This window comes from Streptomyces formicae, from assembly GCF_002556545.1.
GTDB lineage: Bacteria > Actinomycetota > Actinomycetes > Streptomycetales > Streptomycetaceae > Streptomyces > Streptomyces formicae_A.
Genome location: NZ_CP022685.1, coordinates 124991 through 150342, shown reverse-complemented (window position 1 = coordinate 150342; position 25352 = coordinate 124991). Strand labels below are relative to the sequence as shown.

Below are 25352 nucleotides of genomic sequence, written 5' to 3'. Positions count from 1 at the left end.
GCGCTAAAGCAAACACTTAGCTTTTAGTAGTGCGAGAGGGATTGCCATGCCTGCCCCCGAAGAACTCACCCCGCCGGAGGCCGCCCGCTGGGCAGCCCGTTCCGGCCTCCCGCTGGCGACCGACCGCCACCAGGTGGTGGCGGCCACCGCGAACCACATCCACTCCGTGGTGAGCCGACTGCGGGAACTGGACTTCGCCGAGACTCCGCCCGCCGCGCACCGCGCGGGAGAGGAGCGACACGATGCGGCCGTATGAGCTGACCCTCGCCGTGGCCGCGCAGGAGATGCGCGAACAGCGGCTCTCCCCGGTGGAGTTGGTGGACTCCGTACTGGAGCGGATCGAGCGGACGGAGCCCGGCCTCCAGGCGTACGTCACGGTGACGGCGGAACGGGCGCGTGACGCTGCGCGCGACGCGGAGCGCGAGCTGCGTACCCGAGCCCACCCGAGGTCGCCGCTGCACGGCATCCCCGTAGCGCTCAAGGATCTGATCGACGTCGCCGGTGTGCCGACCACAGCGAGCTCCCGGGTCCGCTCGGAACACCGGGCGGACGCCGACAGCTCGGTCGCGGCGCGACTGGCCGCCGCCGGTACCGCCCTGGTGGGCAAGACCCACACCCACGAGTTCGCGTACGGGCTGACCACGCCGCAGACCCGCAACGCGTGGGACCGGGACCGGGTGGCGGGCGGCTCGAGCGGAGGTTCGGCGGTCGCCGTGGCGGCGGGCGCGGCGACCTTCGCCCTGGGGACCGACACCGGCGGCTCGATCCGCGTGCCCGCCGCGCTGAACGGCGTCGTCGGCCTCAAGCCCACGTACGGCCTCGTCGCGCGGCACGGCGTGACGTCCCTGTCGTGGTCGCTGGACCACGTCGGACCCCTCACCCGCACCGTCGAGGACGCCGCCCTGGTGCTGTCCGTCCTCGCCGGGCACGACGCCCGCGACCCCGCCAGCCTGTCCGTGCCCGCCAAGGACTACCGGCCGGTCCCCGGCGGAAACCTGCGCGGACTGCGCGTCGGCGTCCCCCTGAACTACTACTTCGACCACGTCGACCCCGAGGTCGAAGCCGCGGTACGCGCCGCCCACAGCCACCTGGAAGCCCTCGGGGCGACCCTCGTCGAGGTCGAGATCCCGATGGCCCGCTACGTCCAGGCCACCCAGTGGGGCCTGATGGTCCCGGAGGCCACGGCCTACCACGAGCGGACGCTGCGCTCGGCCCCCGAGCGCTACGGGGACGACATCCGGGTCCTCCTGGAGGCCGGGGAGCTGATGTCGGCCGGGGACTACCTGCGCGCCCAACGGGCCCGCACGCTCATGCGACAGGCGTGGCTGCGCATGCTGGACGAGGTCGACGTGGTCGCCGCCCCGACGGTTCCCACGACCGCGGTGCGCTCGGACCAGGAGACCATCACCTGGCCCGACGGCACGACGGAGAGCGTCTCCGACGCGTACGTCCGCCTGTCGGCCCCGGCCAACATCACCGGGATACCGGCCCTGTCCCTGCCGGTCGGCCGCGACGGTGCGGGCCTGCCGATCGGCATGCAACTGCTCGGCCGTCCGCTCGCCGAGGACGTGGTCCTGCGGGTGGGGCACGCGTACGAGGAGACCGCCGGCGCCCACGGATACGTCCCGGCGGCCGTGGCCCTCTGACCTCGTGAACCAGGGTTCCGAGGCGGCGCCGCGACCGGGCTTTAAGGTGATGTCGTGAGTCGTAGACCGATGGCGCGCCCCGGCGGGCGCAGCGCCCGAGTACAGGAAGCGGTGCACACCGCCGTGCGCGACCTCTCGGCGGAGGTGGGCCGCGACGCACTGACGGTCCCCCTGATCGCGGCCCGCGCCGAGGTCACCCCGTCGACGATCTACCGCCGCTGGGGCGACCTCCAAGCGCTCCTCTCGGACGTCGCGGTCGAGCACCTGCGCCCCGAGGCGCCCCCCGAGGACAGGGGCGACCTGGAATCCGACCTCCAAGCCTGGGCCGAACAGTTCCTCGACGAGATGGCGTCCCCCGCGGGCCGCGCCTACATCCGCGACGCCCTGCTCGGCGACCCGGACGGCAGCAACGCGGGCCGCTGCTCCGCCTACGCGGCGGAGCAGGTCGACGTCATCCTCACCAGGGCGACCGACCGGGGCGAGCCGGGTCCGAACGTGGAGACGGTGCTGGACCACGTCGTCGCCCCGATGATGTACCGCATCCTGTTCCGCCCCGGCGGACATGACTCTGCGTACGCGCGGCAGTTGGTGAGCGGGGTGCTCGACGCGGGGCGTGGGGACCGACAGGGGTAGTTCAGTCATCCAGGGCCTGCCTGAGCCGTGGCGCAGGCGGCAGGCCGTTTCAACGTGGTGAAACCGTGGTGAGTGCGCGCTGAAAGCGGGGCGTCGCAGGCTCTTCGGCATGACGAGAAGAGCAACAGCCACCCGCCCATCCACCCGCGCATCGGCAGTTCACGTCCGAGGGCTGAGGAAGATGTACGAGGGGCGGACGATTCTGGACGGGATCGATCTGACGGTTCCGGTCGGCACCGTTTTCGCCCTGCTCGGGCCGAACGGTGCCGGGAAGACCACCGTCGTGAAGATCCTCTCGACCCTGGTCACCGCCGACGCCGGTGACCTGCGCGTAGGCGGTCACGACCTGGTCGCCGACCCGCGCGCCGTGCGGGAGGCGATCGGTGTCACCGGGCAGTTCTCCGCCGTGGACGGGCTGATCACCGGGGAGGAGAACATGTGGCTAATGGCCGATCTGCACAAGGTGCCCCGCCGCCAAGGCCGCAGCCGTGTCGCCGCGCTCCTGGAGCGTTTCGATCTGGTGGACGCCGCGAAGAAGCCCGCGTCCACGTACTCCGGAGGGATGCGGCGGCGCCTGGACATCGCCATGACCCTGGTCGGCGAGCCGCGGATCATCTTCCTCGACGAGCCGACCACCGGCCTCGATCCGCGCAGCCGCCACGCCATGTGGGAGATCGTCCGTGCACTGGTGGCCGACGGTGTGACCGTCTTCCTCACCACGCAGTACCTCCAGGAAGCCGATGAACTCGCCGACCGCATCGCGGTGTTGAACGGCGGTGGGCTCGTCGCCGAGGGCACCCCCGACGAACTGAAACGGCTCGTCCCCGGCGGCCACGTGCGGCTGCGGTTCGCCGACGCGGACGCACTCGGCAGGGCGCGGCGGCTGTTCCCCGAGGCGGAGCGGGAGCTCGGCCTCGGGACCGGCCACGACGAGGCGCCGACCTTGCAGGTTCCCAGCGACGGCGGCGTGCGGTCGGTCAAGGCGATCCTCGACCGGGTCGACGGCGCGGGCCTCGAGGTCGAGGGACTCACCCTCGAACGACCCGACCTGGACGACGTCTTCTTCGCCGTGACCGGCCACCCCGGCAGCGAGAAGGAGAAGAAGCAGGGGGTGAACCGGTGAGCGGGGCCGTGCGCGACAGCGTCACCATGCTGCGCCGCAACCTCCTGCACGTACGCCGCTACCCCTCACTCACCCTGAACACCCTCCTCACCCCCCTCGTCCTGCTCCTCCTGTTCGTGTACATCTTCGGCGACGTGATGAGCGCCGGCATCGGCACCGAGGCGAGCACCGAGGCGAGCACCGGCCCCGGTGGCGGCGACCGATCCGCGTACGTCGCCTATCTCGTCCCCGGCATCCTCCTGATGACCCTGGGCTGCTCCCTGGTGGGGACCGCCGTGTCGGTCTGCGACGACATGACCGAGGGCATCGTCACGCGCTTCCGCACGATGCCGATCCACCGCGCCTCGGTGCTGGTGGGACACGTGGTGGGCAGCGTGCTGCAGGCGGTCGTCAGCGTGGTCCTGGTCGGGGCCGTCGCGGTGGCCATCGGCTTCCGCTCCGCGAACGCCACGGCGGCGGAGTGGCTCGCGGCCTTCGGGCTCCTCGTCCTCGTGGCCCTGGCGCTCACCTGGATCGCGGTGGGCGTGGGCATGGCCAGCCCGAACGGGGAAGCGGCGGGGAACAACGCGGTGCCGCTGATCGTCCTGCCGTTCATCTCCAGCGCGTTCGTCCCGCTGTCCGCGATGCCCGCCTGGTTCAGGCCGATCGCCGAGTACCAGCCGTTCACCCCGGCCATCGAGACACTGCGCGGCCTGCTGCTCGGCAACGGGATCGGCGGCGACGGCTGGCTCACGGTCGCGTGGTGCCTGGGCCTCGCCGAGCTCGGCTACGCCTGGTCGCTGTCGCTGTTCAACCGCGACCCGAAGTGAGCGCGCGGGCCGCCTGACGCAGCTCGCCCGGTCGCAGGGCGGTGTACGCCGATACCGCTTCGGCGTACACCGCCGCGTCGGCGTCCCGCGCTGCCCGACGGGCGCGGTCCGCCGACATGGTGGGCTGGAACTCCCGCAGCGCCCCCAGCCGTTCGGCCAGCGCGATCATGCGTACGGCGTCGGCGCGGGCGTCGTCTCCATAGGCGGACCGAGCCGCTCCTGACGAGAGCCCAGCCGTGCCCAGCGCGTGCAGCACGGTCCCGAGAACCCGGAGGTCCACGGGCCCGGAGGCCGCGTCGTCGAGCAGCGCGCGCAGCCGTCGGCCGAGCTGTTCGGCCAGTTCCGCGACGGGTTCGAGGTCACCGGCGCTCGCGTGCGCGGTCACCGCCGCGGCCTGGATCTGCAGCGCCCAGGGATCCAGCCAGGGATCACCGCGGTGCTGGGAGCCGGTCCCTGGCATCTGTTGAACCGCGGTGCGCCACAGGCCGAGCCCGGTCCCGGTCAGCCCGCGGGCGAGCGCGATCTCGGCGCGGATGCCGGGCAGGGGACTGTAGAAGGCGTCCTGGTGCGGACTCCGCGAGGCGTCGTCCGCAGGGCCGCTCTCGCCCTCGGCCCGGCGCAGCCACCGCTCGGCCTCGTCCGTACGGCCACGTTGCAGGCAGGCCAGGGCGAGCGCCTGGCGGACACCGAGCACGCCGAGCACGTCGTGCTCCGCACCGGGCCGGTCCATCGTTTCGAGCACCGAGGTGAGGTGCTGATGGGCACGCGCGCCCTGTCCCGTCCGCAGGTACAGATCGCTCACCCGGCCGTGGCCGATGACCCGCAGGGACGGAATGTCGACCGGAGCCAGGGCCGAGATCATCCGCTCGGCGGCGGCGAGTTGGCGTTCGGTGTCGTGCTCGTACTCCCACACGTAGGTGGCCACGAACTCGGCGATCCCCGCGACGAGCGGCTCCCCACCGGCGCGGAGCCGGTGCAACACGTCGTACGCGGGAGGCCGCATCGCCGGAATCGCGGCGAGCACGGTCGCGGCGGCGCGCGGCAGGGTGTCGGCCGGGCCCGGAGGCAGCCGGCGCAGAGCGAGGAGCTGACGCGCGGCGCCCGCGTGCGGACCGAAGCTCATGAACAGCCCCGCCGCGCACAACACCGCGGCGGTACGGGCCGCTTCGACGTGCGCGGAACCGGCGGGCCGAGCCGCGTCCGGGCGGTAGCGGGAGAGGGCGGGACCGGTGTCGGCGGCGAGGGCGGCGAGGCGCGGATAGTGCGAGCCGGTGAACCACAGGGCGGCGAGGACGGCGGTGACGGCCGCGGTGGCCGGGCCGTCCGCGCGGGCCAGGGCGAGCCGCAGGGCCCCGACGAGATTGTCCTGCTCGGCCCGTATCCGCTCGCGGGCGGTCGACGGATCGGCGCCGAAGAGCACATCGTGGTGGGCGAGCCCGAACTCCCGTGCCCAGTCCAGGAACCGGGCCTTCGCCCTCTCGTCCTCACCCGCCTCCGTACGACGGGCCGCGCTGAACTCCCGTACGGTCTCCAGCATCCCGAAGCGGACACCGGCCGGCGTGTCGATGACGGTGACGAGCGACTGGCCTGCCAACTGCTCCAACAGCCCCAACGCGTCCCCGCCGATGACGTGCTCCGCCGCCGGGCCGGAGAATCCGCCGGGGAAGACGGACAGGGTGCGCAGCGCCGCCCGGGCGTCCTGGGTGAGCAGGTTCCAGCTCCAATCCACAACCGCGTGCAGCGTGCGGTGGCGCTCCGGCGCGTCCCTGGCCCCGCCGCGCAGCAGCGCGAACCGGTCGTCGAGACGGCGGGCGATCTCCGTCACCGACAGGACCCGTACCCGTGCCGCGGCCAGCTCCACGGCCAGCGGCAGACCGTCCAGATGACGGCAGAGCACGGCGACCTCCCGATGCGGCACCCGCACACCGGGCCGGGCGGCGCGGGCGCGCTGGGTGAACAACTCGGCGGCCGTGTCGGGAGGGAGCGCGTCCGGTGCGTGCACCGCCTCGGAGGTCAGGCCGAGTGGAGCCCGGCTGGTGGCGAGCACGCGCAGCCGCGCCGAAGAGGAGACCAACGCGTGGACGAGGGAGGCGGCGCCCTCGACGACGTGCTCGCAGTTGTCCAGGACCAGCAGCGCGGGCCCGGCGCCGAGGACGCCGAGGATGGCGGGGACCGGGTCGGCCGGGAGAGCGGGCGATGCGAGGGCGTGCTGGCCCACCGGCCTGTGCGGACCCTGGCCGGCGCCGAGCGCGAAGGCCACCTCCCTGGCCACGTCCCGGTCCTCGCTCACCCCGGCCAGCGGCACGAAGTACACCAGGCGCTGCTCGGCCGCGCGGCCGACGGCGTGCGCGAGCCGGGTCTTGCCGAGGCCACCGGGGCCCACGACGGTGACGGCACGGGACGTGCGCAGCAGCTCCGTCACCGCGGCGATGTCGTCCGCACGGCCGAGGAGCGGGTTCGGCTCATGGGGTACGCCGATCCGGACCGCGCGCGGCTCGTCGTCGAGCAGCTCCTCATGAACCGCCTTGAGGGCGGCGCCCGGATCCGTACCGAGCTGCTCGCGCAGGTCGCGCCGGTACTCCTCGTACCGCGTCAGCGCGGCTGCCGGGCCCGCCGTGGCGGCCAGGCCGCGCAGCAGCTCGGCGAGCACCTCCTCGTCGCGCGGCCGCTCCTCGGCGAGCGTCGCCAGCGGTCCCGCGGCTTCGGCGTGCCGACCCAGCCTCGCCAGCGCGAGGGCCCGTGCGCGGACGAGCCGGTCGCGCACCGGGGCCCGCGCGGCACGCAACTCGCCGAGGGGTCCGCCGAGTTCACCGCCGCCCTCCCAGAGTGCGAGCCCGGCCTCGGCCGCCGCCAGCGAACCGGTGGGGTCCCCGGCCCTGGCCAGCTCCTCGCTCGCGGCGGCACGCACCGGCAACACGGAACTGTCGACCTGCTCATCGGCCAGCGCGAGCCGGTACCCGACCGGCGTACCGACCAGGACACCGGCGCCCAACAGGGCCCGCGCCCTGGACACCAGAACCTGCAACGCCTTGTCCGGGTGCTGCGGCAACGCGTCGGGCCACAGCCCCTCGATGAGCCGTTCGGTGCCGCAGCCGGTGTGCGGCTCGCTCGCCAGGAGTGCCAGGAGTCCACGCAGCCGGGGCGCGGTGACCTCCTGTCCGCGCCAGGCGACCCGTGCCAGCAAGGTCAGTTCGGTGCTCACCCGTGCAGGCTAGACGCCGCACGTCGTGCTCGGCCGCCCGGAGCGGACGTCACCTCACCACCAGTACGCGGGATAGCGCGCTGCCCCCGGACGGGCGTACGAGAGGGCCCAGCCCGCGAGGACGAGCAGCACCGTGGAGCCCACCAGGAGGGGGACGAAGGAGGCGGGCTGCGGGGTGTGCAGGACGATGACGACGGACGTGGCGCACGCCGGTGAGTGCGGGGTACGGGCGACGGTCATCACCGCGAGGCCGATCCCTGCCGCGAGCGCCGCAGCCCACGGCGTGGTGCCGAGCGAGGCGGCGACCGCGTAGCCGACGGCGGTGCACAGCAGATGGCCCGCGATCACGCTGCGCGGCTGGGCGAGCGGCAGCCCGGGCACGCTGTGGATGATCGCGGCGGACGCGGCCAGCGGGGGTATGAGCACGGGCTCGTGGATGAGCGAGCCGATGGCGACCAAGGCCAGCAGGACGGCGGTGGCGGCGCTGACGGCGTGCAGCGCGGTGCCCGGTGACGGTGGGGCGGGCGCGCGGCCCGCGAGACGGGTGCGGATGCGGGGGCGGACGGGCGCGGGCGAGACCTCGACGGTCTCGTCGGTGTTCAGGACGTCGGTGCTCAAGACAGGGGAGTTCCGGGACTGGGCGGCCGGGGGACCGGACGGCGGGGACGGCAGGGCAGGAGTCGGCGCGGCCTCCTCGCGGTCGGCGGGAGAGGTCGGGTGCCGGCGGCCTTCCAGGGTCAGGACGTCCGCGTACTCGTCCAAGATTCTACGAAGTGATTTCGAGTTGCCGCAGGTCAGGGTCACGTCGCCCGCCGCGGAGGACGCGGGGCGAGGGGGCGGGCCCGCCGACCGAGGTGCGCCGCGTGCCGGTGGAGCGGGCGGCGATGCGCATCCGTTCGGGCCCTTCGTCCCTGCCGTACGGCCTTCGCCGGGCGCAGGATGGAGATCATGAACAGTCTTCCGGTCATCACCGCCGTCGACGGATCAGACCACAGCCTCAAGGCCCTCGAGTGGGCGCTGGACGCCGCGCGGCGCCGCAGTGCGGAACTGCTCGTCGTGCACATCAGGGCCGACTACGTGAAGGCCCTTCCCCTGCCGGGCGCGCTGCCCGCCATGCCACCCGTGGACGAGGTCCCCGTCCTCGCCTCGGTGCGGGAGGCGATCGAGGGCCGAGCGGACCTGCCGCCCGTCCGCTACTCCGCGGTCGACGGGAGCCCCGCCCCGGCGCTGATCGAACTCGCCGACGAGGCACAGCTCCTGGTGCTCGGTTCGCGGGGGCGCGGCGGCTTCGCGAGTCTGCTGCTCGGCTCCGTCAGCCGCGCGTGCGCCGCGCGCGCCGCCTGTCCCGTGGTCGTCGTCCCGCATGCCGCGAGGACCGAGTCGGTCGAGGCGGCGGGCACGTTCGGCAGGGTCGCGCTCGGCCTCGCGCCGGAGGAGACGAGCGATGCCACGGTGGAGTTCGCGTTCGAGGAGGCCGGGCGCAGGGGCGCCGGGCTCCAGGTGATCACCACGTACCCGGTGCCGTTCTCGACCTTGGCGCTCATGGGCGGATACCTGGACGCGGCGGGGACGCCCGAGAGCCCGCGCGAGGAGAAGGCGTTGTCGGAGGCGCAGGACGAACGGCTCGGCGCCTTCATCGAGCGCTACCCCGATGTGGCCGTCGAGAAGGTGGTCACCGCGGCCGACGCCGCGGGCCGTCTCGTCGTGGCCTCGCAGACCGCCGACCTGCTGGTCGTCGGCCGTCACCGGCGCCGCGTGAACGCCGACTCGTTCCTCGTCGGCTCGGCCGCCAACGCGGTCCTGCTGCACGCCCAGTGCCCGGTCGCGGTGGTGCCCGCCTAGCACCGCGCCCCCGCCGGGACCTCCCGGCGGGGGCACGAAGCGCGGCTCAACGACGTCCGCGGGCCGTTCGCTGCCGTACGTATCCGGCGATCACGAGCGCGAGGGTGAGGCCGCTCGTCCACGCGAGCTGCCCCCGGGTGGTCGGCTCCAGCGCCATCAGGACGAACACGGCCGCCATGCCCGCCAGCGCCACCCAGGTCAGATACGGATACGCCCACATCCGCACCGCGAGCTTCCCGGGCTCCTCCTGTTCGGTGCGGCGGCGCAGGATCAGCTGGGAGACGGCGGTGAACGTCCAGACGACGAGGATCACCGCGCCGATCATGTTCAGCAGCCACTGGAAGATGTCGTCGGGCCGCCAGTAGCTCAGCAGGACGCAGAGGAAGCCGAAGGCGGACGAGGCGATGACCGAGCGGCGCGGCACTCCGGAGACGGTGCGGCCGAGCGCGGCGGGCCCCTGGCCGCGGGAGACCAGCGAACAGGCCATGCGCGAGGAGCCGTAGATGTTGGCGTTCATCGCCGACAGGAGTGCGATCAGGACGACTACGTTCATGATCTGGCCCGCACCGGGGATCCCCAGCTGGTCGAGAGCGGCGACGTAGGGGCCCTTCTCCACGACCTCCTTGTCGTCCCACGGCACCAGCGCCACGATCACCAGCATCGAGCCGATGTAGAAGACCGCGATCCGCCACATCGCCGTGCGCACGGCCCCGGCGACGCCGCGCACCGGGTCGTCCGACTCGGCGGCGGCGATGGTCACGGTCTCCAGGCCGCCGTACGCGAGGACCGAGGCGAGCAAGCCGATGATCAGCCCCTCGGTGCCGTTGGGCAGGAAGCCCCCGTGCCCGACGAGGTTGGCGGTGCCGGGCGCGTCCGTGCCGGGCAGCACCCCGGCGATGGCGAGTCCGCCGACGGCGAGGAAGAGGACGATCGCGCCGACCTTCAGCGCGGCGAACCAGAACTCGAACTCGCCGAAGTTCTTCACCGCCGCCAGGTTCGCGCCGCAGAACACCGCCATGAACAGCGCCACCCACGCCCACTCGGGCGTGCCGGGCAGCCAGCCGGTCATGATGTGGGCGGCGCCGATGCCCTCCAGGCCCACGCCCATGCACAGCATGAACCAGAACGACCAGCCCGAGGTGAAGCCCGCCCACGGTCCGATCGCGCGTTCGGCGTGCACGGAGAAGGAGCCGGAGGCCGGATGGGCGGCCGACATCTCGCCGAGCATCCGCATCACCAGCATGACGAGCAGGCCGGAAGCGGTGTAGGCGAGGACGATCGAGGGTCCCGCGGCGGCGATGCCCGCTCCGGACCCCACGAAGAGCCCGGCGCCGATGACTCCGCCGAGCGCGATCATCGACAAGTGCCGCTGCTTGAGCCCCTTGGCGAGCTGTGGCTCCGGGGTGAGCGCGGGCTTGGGAGGTGTGCTTGTCGAGGAAGGCATGCGGGCAAGTCTGGATTTCTTGCCCGCATGGTGAGAGCGGTGTCCGATATCCGAACACCGTGACTACCGCGGGTGACAGCGAGAACACGCCATGACCCTGTTTGGGCGGGTCGGTCGGTGGTTACGCGATGTGCACCCGGCGCGTGGGGTGGCACGCGGGATGAAACGCCTTGTGAGGCGCCTTCGGGATAAATGCGGAGAAATGGGTACGGTCCACGGTGGCGGCCCGCAGGACGGTCCGCCACCGCACGTCGTTCACCAAGGAGGGATCAGTTGTCATGGCCGAGTTCCTGACCGACATCAAGACCATCCGCGAGCGGGCCCGCCAGCAGATCGAGAAGGGTCCGGTGACGGACGCCTACGGGGCGGACCTGGAGCGCGTTCTCGGCGTACTCAACGAGGCCCTTGCCACGGAGATCGTCTGCACGCTGCGCTACAAGCGGCACTACTACACCGCCTCCGGGCTCTACTCCGAGCCGGTGGCCGCGGAGTTCCTGGAACACGCGCAGGAGGAGCAGGAGCACGCCGACAAGCTGGCGCAGCGGATCGTGCAGCTGGGCGGCGAGCCCGACTTCAACCCCGACACCCTCACGTCACGGGCCCACGCGGAGTACGACGCCAGCACCGACCTGATCGAGATGATCAAGGAGGACCTGGTGGCCGAGCGCGTCGCCGTGGCCGCCTACACCGAGATCGCCAAGTGGCTGGGGGACGGCGACCCCACCACGCGCCGCGTCTTCGAGGAACTCCTCGCACAGGAGGAGGAGCACGCCGACGACCTGCGCGGTCTGCTGGAGCGCATTCCGGGTGGGCAACGGGGGTGAGAAGCCCGCTCCAGGCGGCCCGGCTGGGACGCCCCGGCCGGGCGGGACGCCCCGGCCGGGCCCCCGGGGCAGCGTCACGCGCCTTCCAGCCGCAGGTTCACGTCCTTCTCCTGGTCGCCCGAAGCGGAGCCCTCCTCGGTGACGGTGAACGCCGCCGAGAGCACCGTGACGACCCGGTCGACCGCCACGTAGCCGCCTTGCACGCTGGCGGTCACCGGGCCGCTCAGGGACGGTGACCCGCTCGGCCCGCCGCCCGCGGGACGCGCGGTGTCGAAGACGCCGCTCCACACGGTCGGTCCACCGGACTCCGCCGCCCGCGGCGCGGGACCATCGGCCCGGTCCGAGGCGAAAGCCGCCCCCAGCAGGGCGAACACGCTCCCGGCGTCGTCCGCGCCACCGCTCAGTTCCACCGACACCTGCGCCGGGGCATCTCCCGTACCACTCACGGCCGTTCCCTTTCCCTCGCGTTGTCTCGTGTCGTCCCGCTTCGCCTCATCCGGAAGGCTCCTCGGGCTCCGGGTTGTCGGTCGGGGCGCTCGCATCGTGCCCGTCCTCCGCGTCCCGTCCGCCCTGGTCGCCTCCGGATTCACCGCGCCGACCGGTGCCTGCCTCGTCGGTGTCGGGCACGTCGTCCGCGGCCCCGCCATCGCCGTCCTCGGCCGCGCCGGTCCTGCCGCTCTTGGCGTCCTTGCCGTCCTCGGCCAGCTCCCAGGGGTCCTGTCCGCCGTCCGCCTGCTGATCGGGCAGGTCCCTGGGTACGGGCGTGCTGCCGTCCGCGCCGGGGGACGCCGGTACCTGTTCACTCACGATGGCTCCTCTCTGCCGCGCCGGTCCGTCCGGGGCTGGGGTGCAGGTACCCGCACGCGGCGGGACAACTCGTACTGATCACCGTGGACCAGTCGCGCGGGATCTGCGACACGGGCACGGGCGGATCGGGCACGGGGGTGTGAGACTGCTCCTGCTGCCGCAGGTGGAGGGAGACGACGTGTCGACATCGGACCCGCCGAGCGGACTCGTGGATTTCCTCGCGGACCGCGACAACGCCGTACTGGACCTCTCCACCGCGGTGGCCCGCTGCGCGAGCGCCCTGGGCGTGCCCGAGGCGACGGTCTACCTCGTCGACCTCCAGCAGCGCCTCCTGGTCCCCCTGGACGAATCGGCGGCGGCCGTCGCGGTGGACGGCTCGGCCGCGGGCTGGGCCTACCGCACGTTGTCCCTGCGCGCGGGGGAGTCCGCGACCGGTGGCATGACCGCCTGGCTGCCCCTTCTGGACGGGGCCGAGCGGCTGGGCGTGCTCGCCGTCCACGCGCCGTACCTGGACGCCGCCCTGCTGCGGCGCGGCCGGGCCCTGGCAGCGCTGGCCGCGATGATGATCACCTCGAAGCGCGCCTACAAGGACAACGTCGTCCAGTGCACCCGCGCCGAACCCATGCGGCTCCCCGCCGAGATGCTCCGCGCCTTCCTGCCGCCGCGCACCATCGGCAACCACCACGTGATCTCGACCGCAGTGCTCGAACCCGCGTACGAGATCGGGGGTGATGCCTTCGATCACTGCCTCACCCGGACGGCCCTGCACGCCACGATCGTCGACGCCATGGGCCACAACCTGCTCTCCGGGCTCACCACGGCGGTGGCTCTCGCCGCCTGCCGCAACGGCCGACGCACCGGGTCGGACCTGCCGGAGCTCATGGAGGCCGTGGACGCGGCGCTCGGCCAATGGCTGCCCGACCAGTTCTGCACGGGCGTCCTGCTCCGGCTCGACCTCGCGAGCGGGGCCCTGCGCTGGAGCAACTGCGGACACCCGGCACCCCTGCTGATCCGCGGCAACCGGCTCGTCGAGGGGGCCCTGGAACGTGAACCCGACTCGCCCATGGGCTTCTCCGCGTCGTTCCGCAGCGCGGAGCGCCAAGTGCACGAGACGGCGCTGGAACCCGGCGACCGCGTGCTCCTCTACACCGACGGACTGACCGAGGCGCGGCTAGCCGACGGCACGGAATTCGGCCTCGAACGGTTCGCCGACTCGGTGATCCGTGCCTCGACCGCCGGGGAAGTGGCGCCCGAGACCCTGCGCAGGCTCATCCACTCGGTCCTGGACACGCAGTCCCAGTCGCTCAGGGACGACGCGACCATCCTCATGATCGAGTGGCAGCCGCCGGGCCGCTGACCCGTCGGCCCAGCCATGTCCCGCGCGATCGGCACGTCCCTCACGATCGGCATGTCCCTCACGATCGGGGGGAGGTGAAGACCATGAAGATCCTCATCATCCTCGTCCTCATCGGCATCGCCGCCGCCTGGTACATGAAGTCACGCAAGGGGTAGCGAAAGTCGGCAGAAAAATCCGGTCGCCGATGTCGAGAACCCGTGATCGGCTCCGTCCCCGGTACGAACGCGACCACAATGGGCCGCACCAGCACCAAGGAGAGCCACCATGGCCAAGTACCTGCTGCTCAAGCACTACCGAGGCGCCCCGGCATCGGTCAACGACGTCCCCATGGACCAGTGGACGCCCGAGGAGGTCTCGGACCACATGCGGTACATGAACGACTTCGCGGACCGGCTCAAGGAGACTGGCGAGTTCGTCGACAGCCAGGCGCTCGCCCCCGGGGGATCCTTCGTCCGCTACGACGGCGAAGGCCGCCCGCCGGTCACCGACGGCCCCTTCGCCGAGACGAAGGACCTCATCGCGGGCTGGATGATCATCGACGTCGACAGCCAGGAGCGGGCCGTCGAGCTCGCCGGGGAGCTGTCGGCCGCGCCCGGCGCGGGCGGCAAGCCGATCCACGAGTGGCTGGAAGTACGCCCGTTCATGGGCGCGAAGCCCACCATCACCGAGTGACCTCCTCGGTGACCTCCTCGATGAACGAGACCCTGCTCCGGAGCCTCACCCCGAGCGTGCTCGCCGTCCTCGTCCGCCGCGGAGCCGACTTCGCGGCGGCCGAGGACGCGGTGCAGGACGCGCTGGTGGAGGCGGTGCGCGTCTGGCCCGCCGACCCGCCGCGCGACCCGAAGGGCTGGCTGGTCACGGTGGCGTGGCGCCGCTTCCTGGACGCGCGGCGGGCGGACACCGCCCGCCGTCGGCGGGAGGACCTCATCGAGGAGGAACCGGCCCCGGGCCCCGCACCCGCGGTGGACGACACCCTCCAGCTGTACTTCCTGTGCGCCCACCCGTCCCTGACCCCGTCGTCCGCCGTGGCGCTCACCCTGCGCGCCGTCGGCGGGCTGACCACCCGCCAGATCGCCCGCGCCTACCTGGTCCCCGAGGCGACCATGGCGCAGCGCATCAGCCGCGCCAAACGCACCGTGTCCGGCGTGCGCCTCGACCGGCACGGCGACGTCGCCACCGTGCTGCGCGTCCTCTACCTGGTCTTCAACGAGGGGTACTCGACCGACGCCGATGTCGACCTGACCGCCGAGGCCATCCGCCTCACCCGCCAGCTCGCGGCCGTCATCGACCACCCGGAGGTGGTGGGGCTGCTCGCCCTCATGCTGCTGCACCACGCCCGGCGCGCGGCCAGGACAGGGCCCGACAGTGCCCTGGTGCCGCTCGCCGAGCAGGACCGGGGCCGCTGGGACACCGAACTGATCACCGAGGGCATCGGCATCCTGCAGACGGCCCTCGCCCGCGACCGGCTGGGGGAGTTCCAGGCCCAGGCCGCCATCGCCGCCCTGCACGCCGACGCGCAGAGGGCCGAGGAGACCGACTGGGTGCAGATCGTGGAGTGGTACGACGAGCTCGTACGTCTGACCGGCAGCCCGGTCGTCCGTCTCAACCGCGCGGTGGCCGTGGGCGAGGCCGACGGAGCGCGCGCGGGTCTGGCGGAGCTCGCGGAGCTGGACGACACGCTGCCCCGTCACACGGCGGTGGCGGCCTACCTCCACGAGCGCGACGGAGACCTGGGGACGGCGGCGCGGCTGTACGCCGATGCGGCCGGGAAGGCAGCCAACCTCGCCGAGCGCGACCACCTGACACGCCAGGCGGCCCGGCTCAACGCCCGCCGCCAGTGACGGGCCGGGACGCCCAGCCCGGCGGTGATCAGACACGGCAACGCAGCATCTCCAGCGGGGGATTGGCGTGGTAGTCCGCCCAGTGATCCGCGCCGAACTCGCGCACCCCGGCCTCCGACACCGTCAGGGGGACCCAGGTCAACTCGCTGAACCCGGCGGCCCGCAGGCACGTCTCGTAGACCTCGCGGCGCGGGAGGTTGGCGACGAACGAGACGGGCGGGTCGAGCAGGGCGGTGGTCCGCACCTTCGGCCCGGTCTCGACCTGCTCGCCGGTGAGCACGCTGCGGAACCCGTACTTCTCCGGCGTCGGCCCGTCGAAATCGAAGTCGGGTGACTGGTTGAGCAGGAAGAACTCGCCGCCGGGCTTGAGGCTGCGGTGCACGTTGCGGCACATCCGCTCCGTGGTGGCGATGTCCTCGGCGTAGTTGAGCAGCTGCACCGCCAGGCCGACGTCGAACCGCTCGTCGAACGCGCGGAGTTCGGACGCGTCGCCCACCTCGTAGCGCACGCCCAGCGGGTCGCGCTCCTCCAACGCCTGTGCCACGGCGACCATTTCGCCGGAGATGTCGATCCCGAGCAGCTCCGTGGCGCCGCGCCGCTTGAACTCCCTGCTGTAGAAACCGGTGCCACAGGCCAGATCGAGGACCGACTTGCCACGCACGTCGCCGACCAGCGCCAGGAACCCGGGCACCACCGAGTACTGCTCCAGCGGCAGAGCCTTGAACCCCTCGTACGCCTCACCGATCTCGTCGTACTGCTGCGCGCTCATCGTGCTGTTCTCCCCTGGTGCGTGGCCGTGTCCTGGCGCGCAGTCTTCCCGCCCCTCGACGAGGGGACGTACTGGCTGAAGCCACAAAGATCAGGCCCGCGTCCCGGTGTCCTGTACGGGCTGAGGGCCCGGCTGCCGCGTCAACCAGCGCGGTAGCGCTCTGCGGAGATCCCTTCTCTGTTGCGTTCCTAGGACCTCAAAGTGCATCCTAGGGGTCCTAGGAAACGCCTAGGAGGGCAAGCTTGCAGGGAGTGCACATGGTGCGGGCCGGGCTGACGGCGGAGCGAGTGACGGTCGCGGGCGCCGAGCTCGCGGACGAGGTCGGGTTCGAGCAGGTGACGATGTCGCGGGTGGCGCGGCGGCTCGGCGTGAAGGACGCGAGTCTCTACACGCACGTACGGAACCTGGTGGACCTGCGAGGACGGATCGCGCTCCTCGCGGCGGACGAGAAGACCATCCGCATTGCCGAGGCGACGGTCGGCCTCGCGGGCAAGGACGCGCTGGTCGCGTTCGCCACCGCCTGGCGGGAGTACGCCCACGAGCACCCGGGCCGCTACACGGCGACGCAGACCCCGATCGACATCGACCCCGAACTGGCCGCGCACGCGCCGGGGCCGCGCCGCGCGGTCGAGCTGACCTACGGCATGCTGCGCGGCTACGGCCTCGCCGAGCCCGACCTGACCGACGCGGTACGGCTGCTGCGCAGCACTTTCCACGGGTTCGTCGCCCTGGAAGCCATGGGCGGCTTCGCGCACCAGCGCGCGCCGCAGCAGTCCTGGGTCCGCGCCCTCGACGCCCTGCACGCCCTTCTGGAGCACTGGCCCCCGCTCGGAGACGGAGAATCCGCATGACCACGCCGACCACGCCGACCACGCCGACCACGCCGACCACGCCGACCACGCCGACCACGCCGACCACGCCCCCGACTGGTACGGCCTCGGCCGCCCCGACCACCGGCACCCTCCGCGTGCCGGGCGCGACCCTGCACTACGAAGTGCGCGGCGAAGGGCCGCTCCTGCTGCTGATACCCGGTGGGGCGGGCGGCGCGGCCGCCTTCGACGACCTCGCCGACGGTCTGGCCGCCGAGTACACCGTCGCCACCTACGACCCGCGTGGCATTTCCCGGAGCGCGCTCGACGACCCCGAGGCCGCGCAGCGGGTGGCCGAACACGCCGACGACGCCTTCCGGCTCCTGGAACTGCTCTCGCCCGGCGAACCCGCCAGGGTGTTCGGTATGAGCTCGGGCGCGATCGCGGCCCTGCACCTGCTCACCACGCACCCCGAACGCGTCGAGCGTCTCGTGGCGCATGAGCCGCCCGTGGTGGAGGTCCTGCCGGACGCCGCCGAACACCGCGCGCTCCTCGCGCGCGTGCAGGAGACGTTCCGCACGCAAGGGCTCATGCCCGCGGTGTCCGTGTTCGCCGAGGGGGCGAAGAGGAAGGGGGATGCCGGGAACGACGACGCCGGAAAGGGCGCACCCGCCGCGCCGAAGCCCGAGTTGACGCTTCCGCCCCAGGCGGCGGCACGGGCCGAGCGGACGATGGCGAACCTGCCGTACTTCTTCGGACGCGTGATCCCCAGCTTCATGGCCTACGCCCCGGACGTCGCCCGCCTGCAAGAACTCGCGGACCGCGTCGTGTTCGCCGGTGGACAGGACTCCCACGGTGAACTGCCCTACCGCCCGGCGGCCTTCCTGGCCGAGCGATGCGGCACGGAACTCCGTCACTTCCCCGGCGGGCACACCGGCCTGACCACCCACCCCGACGAGTTCGGCGAACTCCTTCGCCAGGTGTTCCGCGCCTAGCGGTCCTCTGCGTAGCGGGCTCAGAAATTACCCGTACGCATGTTTATATACGGGCGCGAAATGCGTTCTCGGCCGCCCGCGGAAAAGTGCGTCACGAAAGAAAAGGTCGCCGATAATCCCTCGCTGTGTCAACGGTGAAGTGCAGAGCACGGAAACCCTGCCCAGCAGGTCGACGGTGTGTGCCCTGAAGGGCAATGCGCATTGCCCTTCAGTGTTCTCGCGCCCGTGAAACGGGTGCGACCGGGCCGGTTCCGGCCATGCGAGGCGTCGCCGGAACCGGCCCTTCACATGGCCTGCGTCAGCAGAGCGAGCAGGTCGTACACGTGCGGAAGCAGGACTCTTCGCCGGAGATCGCGCCCGCGGCGCTGTCCTGCGCGACGTCCTGGATGGAGGTCTCGGTGAGGTCGATGTCGAAGAGGTCCTGCGTCATGCTCTCGGGCATGGGAATTCCTTCCATGGAACCTTTGAAACCGAACGAATCGCCGCCCTTTGGCGACGAGAACGGAATCTAGGTACGGATAGCGGACGGAGTCAAGGGGTGACGGGTGAAGTGCGCCTGGGTTAGTGTGACCGCATTCCTCGGGTAGGGAATTGGGGATTCTTAACTTCTTTTTATGGGGCATGGAGTAAGGGGGAGTGGCGCAGATGCGGCAGGTCCAAAGCGCGGAAACGGTGTTCCACTGCGCGGACGGAGTGCTTTTGAGGGCGCCGCTCCTGGCACGGCCGAGAGCTCGCGCGACCTGGCAGGACGGCGTGCGGGAGAGCCAGGACGGGACCGGCGCGGAGTCGCCGGATTCCACGGACCTCGAAGGCCGACGGGCCCAACTCGAAGAGCTGCTCGCCGACGCCCGCTTTCGCGAGGCGGTGGAGGTCTCCAGCCCCTCGCTCGCCCGCACCGTCGACGCCGTCCTCGCGAACGCGCCGGTAACCCCGGCCGATCTGCGCAAGGCCCACCGGGCGGTGACCCGCTATCTGCTCAGGGCCGCGTCGAGGCCCACCCCCTTCGGTCTGCTCGCGGGCGTCCTGTGGGGCTCCTTCGGCGCGGCGACCAAGGGCGAACTCACCGGCGAGGGACACAAGGCGGCACGGCTCGACGCCGGTCTGCTGGCCCGGCTGGTCGCCGAGTGGGAGCGCGACCCCGCCGTGCACCAGGGACTGAGCGTGGTGGTCAACGGACTGTGCTTCGTACGCGGCGGGCGCCTGGTCCTGCCCTTCGCGCCCGCCGGACCCGGCCCGGACACCGCCTCGTCGGACGCGAGCCGCCCCAAGTCACGTACGCTGCGCCACACCCCGGTCGTACGCGCCGTTCTCGAGGCCGCCGCCCGCCCCGTCCGCTGCGACGAACTGGTCCGCGACGTCGAAGCACGTTTCCCCGGGGCTCCCGAGGGCGCGGTCGCCCGGCTCGTCGCCCAGCTCATCGGCGCGGAAGTGCTCCTGACGGAACTGCGTCCGCCGCTGGACGCCCCCGACCCGCTGGCACACGTCGAGGCGCTGCTCCCGGCCGACACCCCCGCCGCCCGACGCATCGCCGAGCTGCGCACGTCCCTCACCGACTACCTCCGTACCCCGCTCGGCGAGGGAAGGGCCGCCTGGCGCACGGCACTGGGAGCCGCCACAGGTGCCACCGAGGACGCCCCGGCGAGCGGGCACGCCGTCCAGGTGGACCTGCGCCTGGACGGCTCCGTCGTGCTCTCGCACGAGGTGGCCCGCGAACTGGAGCACGCCGCCGCCGCGCTGTGGCGCCTCGCGCCCCAGGGCAGGGGCCGGTTGACCGCCTACCACCAGGACTTCGTCGAGCGGTACGGCCTCGGGCGCTACGTCCCCGTCAAGGAACTCCTCGATCCCGACATCGGTCTCGGTGCCCCTGCCGGATACCGGCTGCCGCCCAGCCACCGCTCCGACCCGGGGCCCGCGCCCCTGGGCGCCGTACGCCAGCGGCTGCTGCTGGGTCTCGCGGCCGAGGCGCAGGCGCGCGGGTCGCGCGAGGTCGTCCTGGACGAGCAGTGGCTGCGCAAGCTGGAGTCCGCCGACCGCGCCGAGTCCGCCGACCGGGACGCGCCCGCCGTGCGACCGCCCGCCCTCGAACTCGTCGTGCAGATCGCGGCGACATCGGCCGACGCGGTGGACAGGGGCGACTACACGCTCGTCCTCAACGGCGCGGCCACCGCGTCCGGCGGCCTCATGGGCAGGTTCGCCCACCTCTTCGAGCCCGCGCAGGCCGAGGCGATCCGGCACACGGTGCGGGACGCGCGCGAGGACACCGGGCGCCTCCCCGTCCAGGTCCACCACCAGGCCTCGCACCACCGGCACGCCAATGTCGCGCAGGTGCCCACCTGGCTGGACGGACGCCTGGTCATCGGCGTGCATCCCGGTCCCGCGGCGCCGGGCGTCACCGACCTCACGCTCGACGACATCGCCGTCTGCGCCGACTCCGAGGGCTTCCGGATCGTGTCGCTCGCACTCGGCCGCGAGCTGACCCCCTCGGCGCTGCACGTGCTCAACCGCGAACTGACCGCGCCCAACGCGGTGCGCTTCCTCATCGAGGCCGCCGCGTTCAGCCGCAGGCAGTGGCGGCTGTGGGAATGGGGCGCCGCGGAGGACCTGCCGTTCCTGCCCGCCGTACGCGTCGGCCGCACCGTCCTGGCCCCGGCCCGCTGGCGCCTGGAGGCGACGGGCCCGTCCCTGGCGGAGTGGCGCGCGCTCTGGCACGTGCCGGACCACGTCCAGCTCACCCTCGGCGACCACCGCATCCCCCTGAACCTCTCCGTTCCCGCGCACCAGGAGATCCTGCGCCGCGAGTGCGAGCGGACCGGCGCGGCCGTGGTGCACGAGCCGCCGCTGGGCCAGGACCCCGACAGCGGTTGGCTGCACGGGCCCGGCGGCGCCCACGAAGCGGAAGCCGTCGTGACGCTGACGCCCCGTCAGCGGAACGCCGAACCGAGGCCCGCGAAGCCCGCGCGCATCGCGCTCCCCGCGAGCCGACGCGGCACCGGCGAGATCCCGCCCGGCGGCCCCTGGCTCTACGCGACGCTCTACACCTCCGCCGAGCGTCAGGACGAACTCCTGACCGGGCCGTTGCGGCGCTTCCTGACCGAGCTGCCCGCCCCGCAGGACGAACCGGGCGGCGTCGACCGGTGGTTCTTCATCCGGTACGCCGACCCGGACCCGCACCTGCGCCTCCGGCTGCACGGCGACCCGGCCCTGCTCAACGGCGTCGTGCTGCCCGGACTCCACGACCTGGCCGGGGAACTGGCCGCCGACGGGCTCGCCCGAGGGCTGCGCCTCGACAGCTACGCCCCCGAGACCGAGCGCTACGGCGGCCCGGTCGTGCTCGGCGCGGCCGAAGAGGTGTTCCACGCGGACAGCCGACTGGTGATCGAGCGGCTCGCGACCCCGACGGACGACCGGATCCTGTCCACCGCGTACGACGTGGCCGGGCTCGTCCGCGCCTTCCACCGGGGCTACGGCGGGGACTGGCGGCAGTGGATCACCACCACGTACCCCAAGCGGGAGAAGCACCACAAGGCGTTCGCGGCCCGACGGCGCGAAGCCCTCGCGCGCATCACGCCGGACGGTCCCGAGGCCCACGCGCACCACGCGGCGCCCGAGCGCTTCGGGCACCTGATGCGCGAGGAACAGCGGCGCGGCACACTGAGCGTCTCCCCGGACGCGGTGCTCGCCTCCCTCGTCCACATGCACTGCAACCGGCGCCTCGGCACCGACCGTACGGCCGAGGCGCAGGCCCTGGCCGTGGCCCGGGGCGCGGTCCAGGCACACCTCGACCGGGAAAGGGCCGGATCATGACCGAGAACCCCGTGGCGCTGCTCGCCGAGCGCCTCACCGATCCGGTCGCCCTGGCCGCACAGGTGACCGAGGCGCAGACCCCCGAACTGGCCGAGACCCGGTCCCTGTGGCACCCCCAGTCCCTCGCGGACGGCCACGCGGGCGTCGCCCTGCTGCTCGGGGCGCTCGCCCACACCGACGCCGGGTACGCGCGAGCCGCGCACGCCCACCTGACGAGCGCCGTCACCGGGGTGCGCAGGCCCGCGCGCGAAGGGCTGTACGCGGGCCTGCCCGCGGTCGCCTTCGCCGCCCGCACGGCCGTCACCCGGCCCGGTGAGTACGCCGGGCTGCTCACCAAGCTGGACGACCAAGTCGCCCTGCTCGCCCGCAGGATCGTGGCGGAGGACGCCCCGCGGGTGGCGGCAGGGACGGCCGGGGCCCGGATGGCCGGGTACGACGTGGTGGCGGGCCTCACCGGTCTGGGGCGGCTGCTCCTCGCGGCCGGACCCGACCACCGGGACACCACCGAGCTCGTCCTCGGTCACCTCGTCGCGCTCACCCGCCCGGTCGTGGAACCGGGCGGCAGGACCGTGCCCGGCTGGTGGACCAGCGACCCGATCCTGCTCAGCGAGCCCGAGGGAGTCCCCGGTGGACACTTCAACGCGGGTCTCGCCCACGGCATCCCCGGGCCGCTCGCGCTGCTCTCCCTCGCCCACCGCGCGGGCGTCCGCGTGCCGGGGCAGGAGCGGGCGATCCGCACCATCGCCGACTGGCTCCTCGCGCGCCGCAGCCCGGACGGTGCGGGGTGGCCCAACATCGTGCCGCTGGGCGCCGAGCTGACGGCGGCTTCCGGCGCCCGCCCCGACCTGGCGGAGGCGCGCACCGGCTGGTGCTACGGCACGCCCGGCGTCGCCCGCTCCCTCCAACTGGCCGCGCTGGCACTCAAGGAGCCGGAGTGGAACCGGCAGGCCGTGGCCGCGGTCGCCGCCGCCTGCGACCGCAGGGACTTCCCCGACCCCACGCTCTGCCACGGCCTGGCGGGGCTCACCACGATCGTGACCCTCATGTCCAAGGAGCCCGGGGGAGACGAACTGGCCGCTCTCGTACCGAGGTTGACCGACGCGCTGGCGGCCGCGGCGGACCCGGGGTACCCCTTCCTGTGGCCCGCCGCCGCACCCGGCGAGCGCACGGTCGTGCACCGGCCCGGCTTCCTGGACGGAGCGGTGGGCGCCGCGCTCGCCCTGCGCCACGCGACGCACCCGGAGGCGCCGCTCGGTGAACTGCCCTGGCAGGCCGCTCTGTTGCTGTGCTGAGCCGCTGCCGCCGTGCCGTGCTCCGCTGACGCGGTGCGGGCGCGCCGCGCGGGATAGTCCAAGCCCGGACCGCGAATGTCCATGGCGTGCTTGTGGGGTCGGGGGACGACACTGAGCTCCGTCACCTGGCCATGCGCGGTGCCCCCGCCAGTGCGCGCGAGCACCGTTCTCTGCCCCACACAGAGGAGGACCAGCACATGACTGGAGTCAAGACCTGGCGGCGGTGCGGCACGGCCGCCGCGTCCATCGGGCTGATGCTGGCGCTGTCCGACCCCGCGGCCGCTTCGGTCGGCGGCGGGAACGTGTCGATCGGCTGGTCGATCCCCGGCACCCCCGCCGGGGGCCTGCGCGACATCACCTTCCCCCTCACCGTCAACCAGGCCACGGCCCACAAGGACGGCATCTACTTCGCCCAGCAGTTCGGCTTCACGAACGCGTCGGACGTCGGATACACGGGCCTGCAGCCGCGCGCGAACAGCGGCGGGAAAGAGCGACTCTCCGCCCGCTTCTCCACCTTCGTCGCGGGCTCGACCACCACCGACCCGCTCTGCCACACGGGAGCCGACGGTGGCCCCGGCGTCACCTGCGCGGTCGACTTCGACGCCGTGTACGGCAACCGGTACGACCTCAAGGTCGAGCGCACGGGAACCGACACCTGGACCGGCACGGCCAGGGATACGGTCACCGGCAAGGAAACCCACCTCGGCAGCTACACGCTGCCGACGGGCAGCGGCAACCTCCGGGGCTCCCAGGGCGGTTTCGTCGAGTACTACGCGGGAATCCCCAGCTGCGCCGAGATGCCCAGGTCCGACGCCGTCTTCGGCGGCCCCACCACCACCGAAGGGGGCGGCCTGAGCGGCACGTCCCGGGCCAACTACGAGTACAGCGACTGCGTCGGCGAGTCCAACTACCAGGCCCAGAACGCCGGATCGGGCACACACGTCACCCGCGGCTTCGTCTCGGGCAGGGCCGCCGACTGAGACCGGATCAGTTCAGCGACGGTGGCGTCCAGGCGTGGTGACGGAGGAGCATACGTATGGCGAGGCGGGAGGGCGTGAGCCGCATCGCCGTGTTCCGCAGGGTGACCGCCAGGGGATGGGAGAGCTGCTGGCCCATCCTCCCGGCCTGCCGGGCGGCCCGTGCGACGGCCTGACTGCGCGGTCGGCGTTCGGCGTCGTAGCGGGCGAGCGCGGCGTCGACGGTGGATTCGGCGCGGAGGGCGGCGGCCAGGGTGACCGCGTCCTCCAGGGCCTGGCAGGCACCCTGCCCGAGATGGGGGGTCATCGCGTGGGCCGCGTCGCCGAGCAACGCGATCCGGCCGACCACGAAGGAAGGCAGGGGCGTCCGGAGTTCGTTCACGTCGTGATGCAGCACGGCCTGCGGCCGGGTCGCGTCGAGCAGGGCGGGGATCGGCTCGTGCCAGGTGCGGAACCGTCGGCGCAGCTCGGCCAGCGGGTCGGCGAACCGCGTACCGGCGGGGAGGTTGAGGACGGCATGCCACTCGGCCCTCACGTCCTGGAGGGCGATGTGTCCGAACTCCGCGCCACGGCCCCAGGTCAGTTCGAAGTCGCCGCGCAGGTCGACGACGTGCTCGGTGAGGGCGCGCAGCACCGTCGAGCCGCTGTGCACAGGGCCGGGGTGGTCCGGGAAGAGGCGGCCGCGGACTCTGCTGCCGATGCCGTCGGCCGCCACCACCAGATCGGCGTCGAGGACCCTGGTGTCGCAGCCGACGTGGACGGTCCCCGGGACGACCTCCTCGACCCGGTCCACCTCGGATCCGATCACCAGTGACGCGGTGGGCAGCGCGTCGCGGAGCAGTCGGTGCAACGTGGCGCGGGGGATGCCCATGATCGGTGTGCCCACCGCCTCTTCCAGCGCCGAGCCGTCCATCCGCGCCAGCCACCTGCCCTCGGGCGTCCGGGTGCCACCGGTGTACTGGCCCCGCGACGCCTCCCGAACCGCCTCGCCGACGCCGAGTGCGTCCAGGGCCCGCAGACCGTTGGCGGCCAGGGAGATGCCCGCGCCCGCGTCCTCGAGCACGTCCGCGCGTTCAAGGACCGTCACGTCCCATCCGACGCGGTCCAGGCCGATCGCGGCGGCCAGTCCGCCGATGCCTCCGCCGACCACCACTGCCGTGTTCCCCATGCCGATGCCC

The 25352-nt window shown here is 72.8% G+C and carries 23 protein-coding genes; 15 read left to right on the top strand and 8 right to left on the bottom strand.

Going from position 1 to position 25352, the window contains the following annotated elements; translation table 11 throughout:
- Window positions 1-46: 46 nt before the first annotated feature.
- From KY5_RS00660 to KY5_RS00640, 5 genes are all read left to right on the top strand, one after another.
- On the top strand, window positions 47-256 hold the full coding sequence (locus tag KY5_RS00660) for a hypothetical protein (protein WP_098240298.1): 210 nt from the start codon (window positions 47-49) through the stop codon (window positions 254-256).
- Window positions 243-1646, top strand: a complete 1404-nt coding sequence (locus KY5_RS00655) for an amidase (RefSeq protein ID WP_098240297.1) — start codon at window positions 243-245, stop codon at window positions 1644-1646. Before KY5_RS00660 ends, KY5_RS00655 begins: the two co-directional genes overlap by 14 nt.
- A gap of 69 nt (window positions 1647-1715) precedes the next feature.
- Entirely contained in the window at window positions 1716-2279 is a 564-nt protein-coding gene (locus KY5_RS00650) for a TetR/AcrR family transcriptional regulator (RefSeq protein ID WP_098240296.1), read from the top strand.
- 181 nt (window positions 2280-2460) lie between these two features.
- Complete coding sequence (locus KY5_RS00645) at window positions 2461-3402, top strand: ATP-binding cassette domain-containing protein (protein ID WP_234362565.1); 942 nt, start codon at window positions 2461-2463, stop codon at window positions 3400-3402.
- 26 nt (window positions 3403-3428) lie between these two features.
- Complete coding sequence (locus KY5_RS00640) at window positions 3429-4211, top strand: ABC transporter permease (RefSeq protein WP_098246984.1); 783 nt, start codon at window positions 3429-3431, stop codon at window positions 4209-4211.
- Here KY5_RS00640 and KY5_RS00635 read toward each other — a convergent pair.
- Both KY5_RS00635 and KY5_RS00630 read right to left on the bottom strand, forming a co-directional pair.
- Window positions 4192-7413 (bottom strand): ATP-binding protein, encoded by a 3222-nt coding sequence (locus tag KY5_RS00635; protein ID WP_098240294.1) that lies wholly within the window; start codon window positions 7411-7413, stop codon window positions 4192-4194. The genes KY5_RS00640 and KY5_RS00635 overlap by 20 nt on opposite strands.
- A gap of 54 nt (window positions 7414-7467) precedes the next feature.
- The gene (locus KY5_RS00630) at window positions 7468-8175 is read right to left on the bottom strand and encodes an HPP family protein (RefSeq protein ID WP_234362564.1); all 708 of its coding nucleotides are present in this window, start codon (window positions 8173-8175) and stop codon (window positions 7468-7470) included.
- Between the two features lie 186 nt (window positions 8176-8361).
- Here KY5_RS00630 and KY5_RS00625 point away from each other — a divergent pair, with 186 nt between their 5' ends.
- Window positions 8362-9255 (top strand): universal stress protein, encoded by an 894-nt coding sequence (locus KY5_RS00625; RefSeq protein ID WP_098240293.1) that lies wholly within the window; start codon window positions 8362-8364, stop codon window positions 9253-9255.
- A 46-nt stretch (window positions 9256-9301) separates the two neighbouring features.
- Here KY5_RS00625 and KY5_RS00620 read toward each other — a convergent pair whose 3' ends face one another.
- A complete protein-coding gene (locus KY5_RS00620; protein WP_098240292.1) occupies window positions 9302-10699 on the bottom strand; it encodes an amino acid permease in 1398 nt (465 codons plus the stop codon).
- Window positions 10700-10977: 278 nt separating this feature from the next.
- Here KY5_RS00620 and KY5_RS00615 point away from each other — a divergent pair, with 278 nt between their 5' ends.
- Complete coding sequence (locus KY5_RS00615) at window positions 10978-11523, top strand: ferritin-like domain-containing protein (protein WP_098240291.1); 546 nt, start codon at window positions 10978-10980, stop codon at window positions 11521-11523.
- Window positions 11524-11597: 74 nt separating this feature from the next.
- On the opposite strand, the gene KY5_RS00610 is transcribed toward KY5_RS00615, so the two are convergent.
- A complete protein-coding gene (locus tag KY5_RS00610; RefSeq protein ID WP_098240290.1) occupies window positions 11598-11969 on the bottom strand; it encodes a hypothetical protein in 372 nt (123 codons plus the stop codon).
- A 46-nt stretch (window positions 11970-12015) separates the two neighbouring features.
- A complete protein-coding gene (locus tag KY5_RS00605) occupies window positions 12016-12330 on the bottom strand; it encodes a hypothetical protein (protein WP_098240289.1) in 315 nt (104 codons plus the stop codon).
- Between the two features lie 178 nt (window positions 12331-12508).
- Here KY5_RS00605 and KY5_RS00600 point away from each other — a divergent pair, with 178 nt between their 5' ends.
- The 3 genes from KY5_RS00600 to KY5_RS00590 all read left to right on the top strand — a co-directional run bounded on the left by KY5_RS00600 (window position 12509) and on the right by KY5_RS00590 (window position 15528).
- Complete coding sequence (locus tag KY5_RS00600) at window positions 12509-13687, top strand: PP2C family protein-serine/threonine phosphatase (RefSeq protein WP_234362563.1); 1179 nt, start codon at window positions 12509-12511, stop codon at window positions 13685-13687.
- A 264-nt stretch (window positions 13688-13951) separates the two neighbouring features.
- Window positions 13952-14359, top strand: coding sequence for a YciI family protein (locus KY5_RS00595; protein WP_098240287.1), 408 nt, complete (start codon window positions 13952-13954; stop codon window positions 14357-14359).
- A 20-nt stretch (window positions 14360-14379) separates the two neighbouring features.
- The gene (locus KY5_RS00590; protein WP_098246982.1) at window positions 14380-15528 is read left to right on the top strand and encodes an RNA polymerase sigma factor; all 1149 of its coding nucleotides are present in this window, start codon (window positions 14380-14382) and stop codon (window positions 15526-15528) included.
- A 28-nt stretch (window positions 15529-15556) separates the two neighbouring features.
- Here the strand turns inward: KY5_RS00590 and KY5_RS00585 are convergent, their stop codons facing one another.
- Window positions 15557-16297 carry a class I SAM-dependent methyltransferase gene (locus KY5_RS00585; RefSeq protein ID WP_098240286.1) on the bottom strand — a complete coding sequence of 247 codons (741 nt, stop codon included), beginning with the start codon at window positions 16295-16297 and terminating at the stop codon, window positions 15557-15559.
- Window positions 16298-16554: 257 nt separating this feature from the next.
- Between KY5_RS00585 and KY5_RS00580 the strand changes: the two genes are divergently transcribed.
- The gene (locus KY5_RS00580; protein ID WP_098240285.1) at window positions 16555-17148 is read left to right on the top strand and encodes a TetR/AcrR family transcriptional regulator; all 594 of its coding nucleotides are present in this window, start codon (window positions 16555-16557) and stop codon (window positions 17146-17148) included.
- The gene (locus KY5_RS00575) at window positions 17145-18101 is read left to right on the top strand and encodes an alpha/beta fold hydrolase (protein ID WP_098240284.1); all 957 of its coding nucleotides are present in this window, start codon (window positions 17145-17147) and stop codon (window positions 18099-18101) included. Before KY5_RS00580 ends, KY5_RS00575 begins: the two co-directional genes overlap by 4 nt.
- Before the next feature lie 298 nt (window positions 18102-18399).
- On the opposite strand, the gene KY5_RS41670 is transcribed toward KY5_RS00575, so the two are convergent.
- Window positions 18400-18543, bottom strand: coding sequence for a hypothetical protein (locus tag KY5_RS41670; protein WP_157877684.1), 144 nt, complete (start codon window positions 18541-18543; stop codon window positions 18400-18402).
- Between the two features lie 203 nt (window positions 18544-18746).
- Here KY5_RS41670 and KY5_RS00570 point away from each other — a divergent pair, with 203 nt between their 5' ends.
- The 3 genes from KY5_RS00570 to KY5_RS00560 all read left to right on the top strand — a co-directional run bounded on the left by KY5_RS00570 (window position 18747) and on the right by KY5_RS00560 (window position 24177).
- Window positions 18747-21905, top strand: coding sequence for a lantibiotic dehydratase (locus KY5_RS00570; protein ID WP_159072447.1), 3159 nt, complete (start codon window positions 18747-18749; stop codon window positions 21903-21905).
- A complete protein-coding gene (locus KY5_RS00565; RefSeq protein ID WP_098240282.1) occupies window positions 21902-23197 on the top strand; it encodes a lanthionine synthetase C family protein in 1296 nt (431 codons plus the stop codon). Before KY5_RS00570 ends, KY5_RS00565 begins: the two co-directional genes overlap by 4 nt.
- Window positions 23198-23394: 197 nt before the next feature.
- Window positions 23395-24177, top strand: coding sequence for a hypothetical protein (locus KY5_RS00560; protein ID WP_098240281.1), 783 nt, complete (start codon window positions 23395-23397; stop codon window positions 24175-24177).
- 7 nt (window positions 24178-24184) lie between these two features.
- Here the strand turns inward: KY5_RS00560 and KY5_RS00555 are convergent, their stop codons facing one another.
- Window positions 24185-25342 carry an FAD-dependent monooxygenase gene (locus tag KY5_RS00555; protein ID WP_098240280.1) on the bottom strand — a complete coding sequence of 386 codons (1158 nt, stop codon included), beginning with the start codon at window positions 25340-25342 and terminating at the stop codon, window positions 24185-24187.
- Between the last annotated feature and the right edge of the window lie 10 nt (window positions 25343-25352).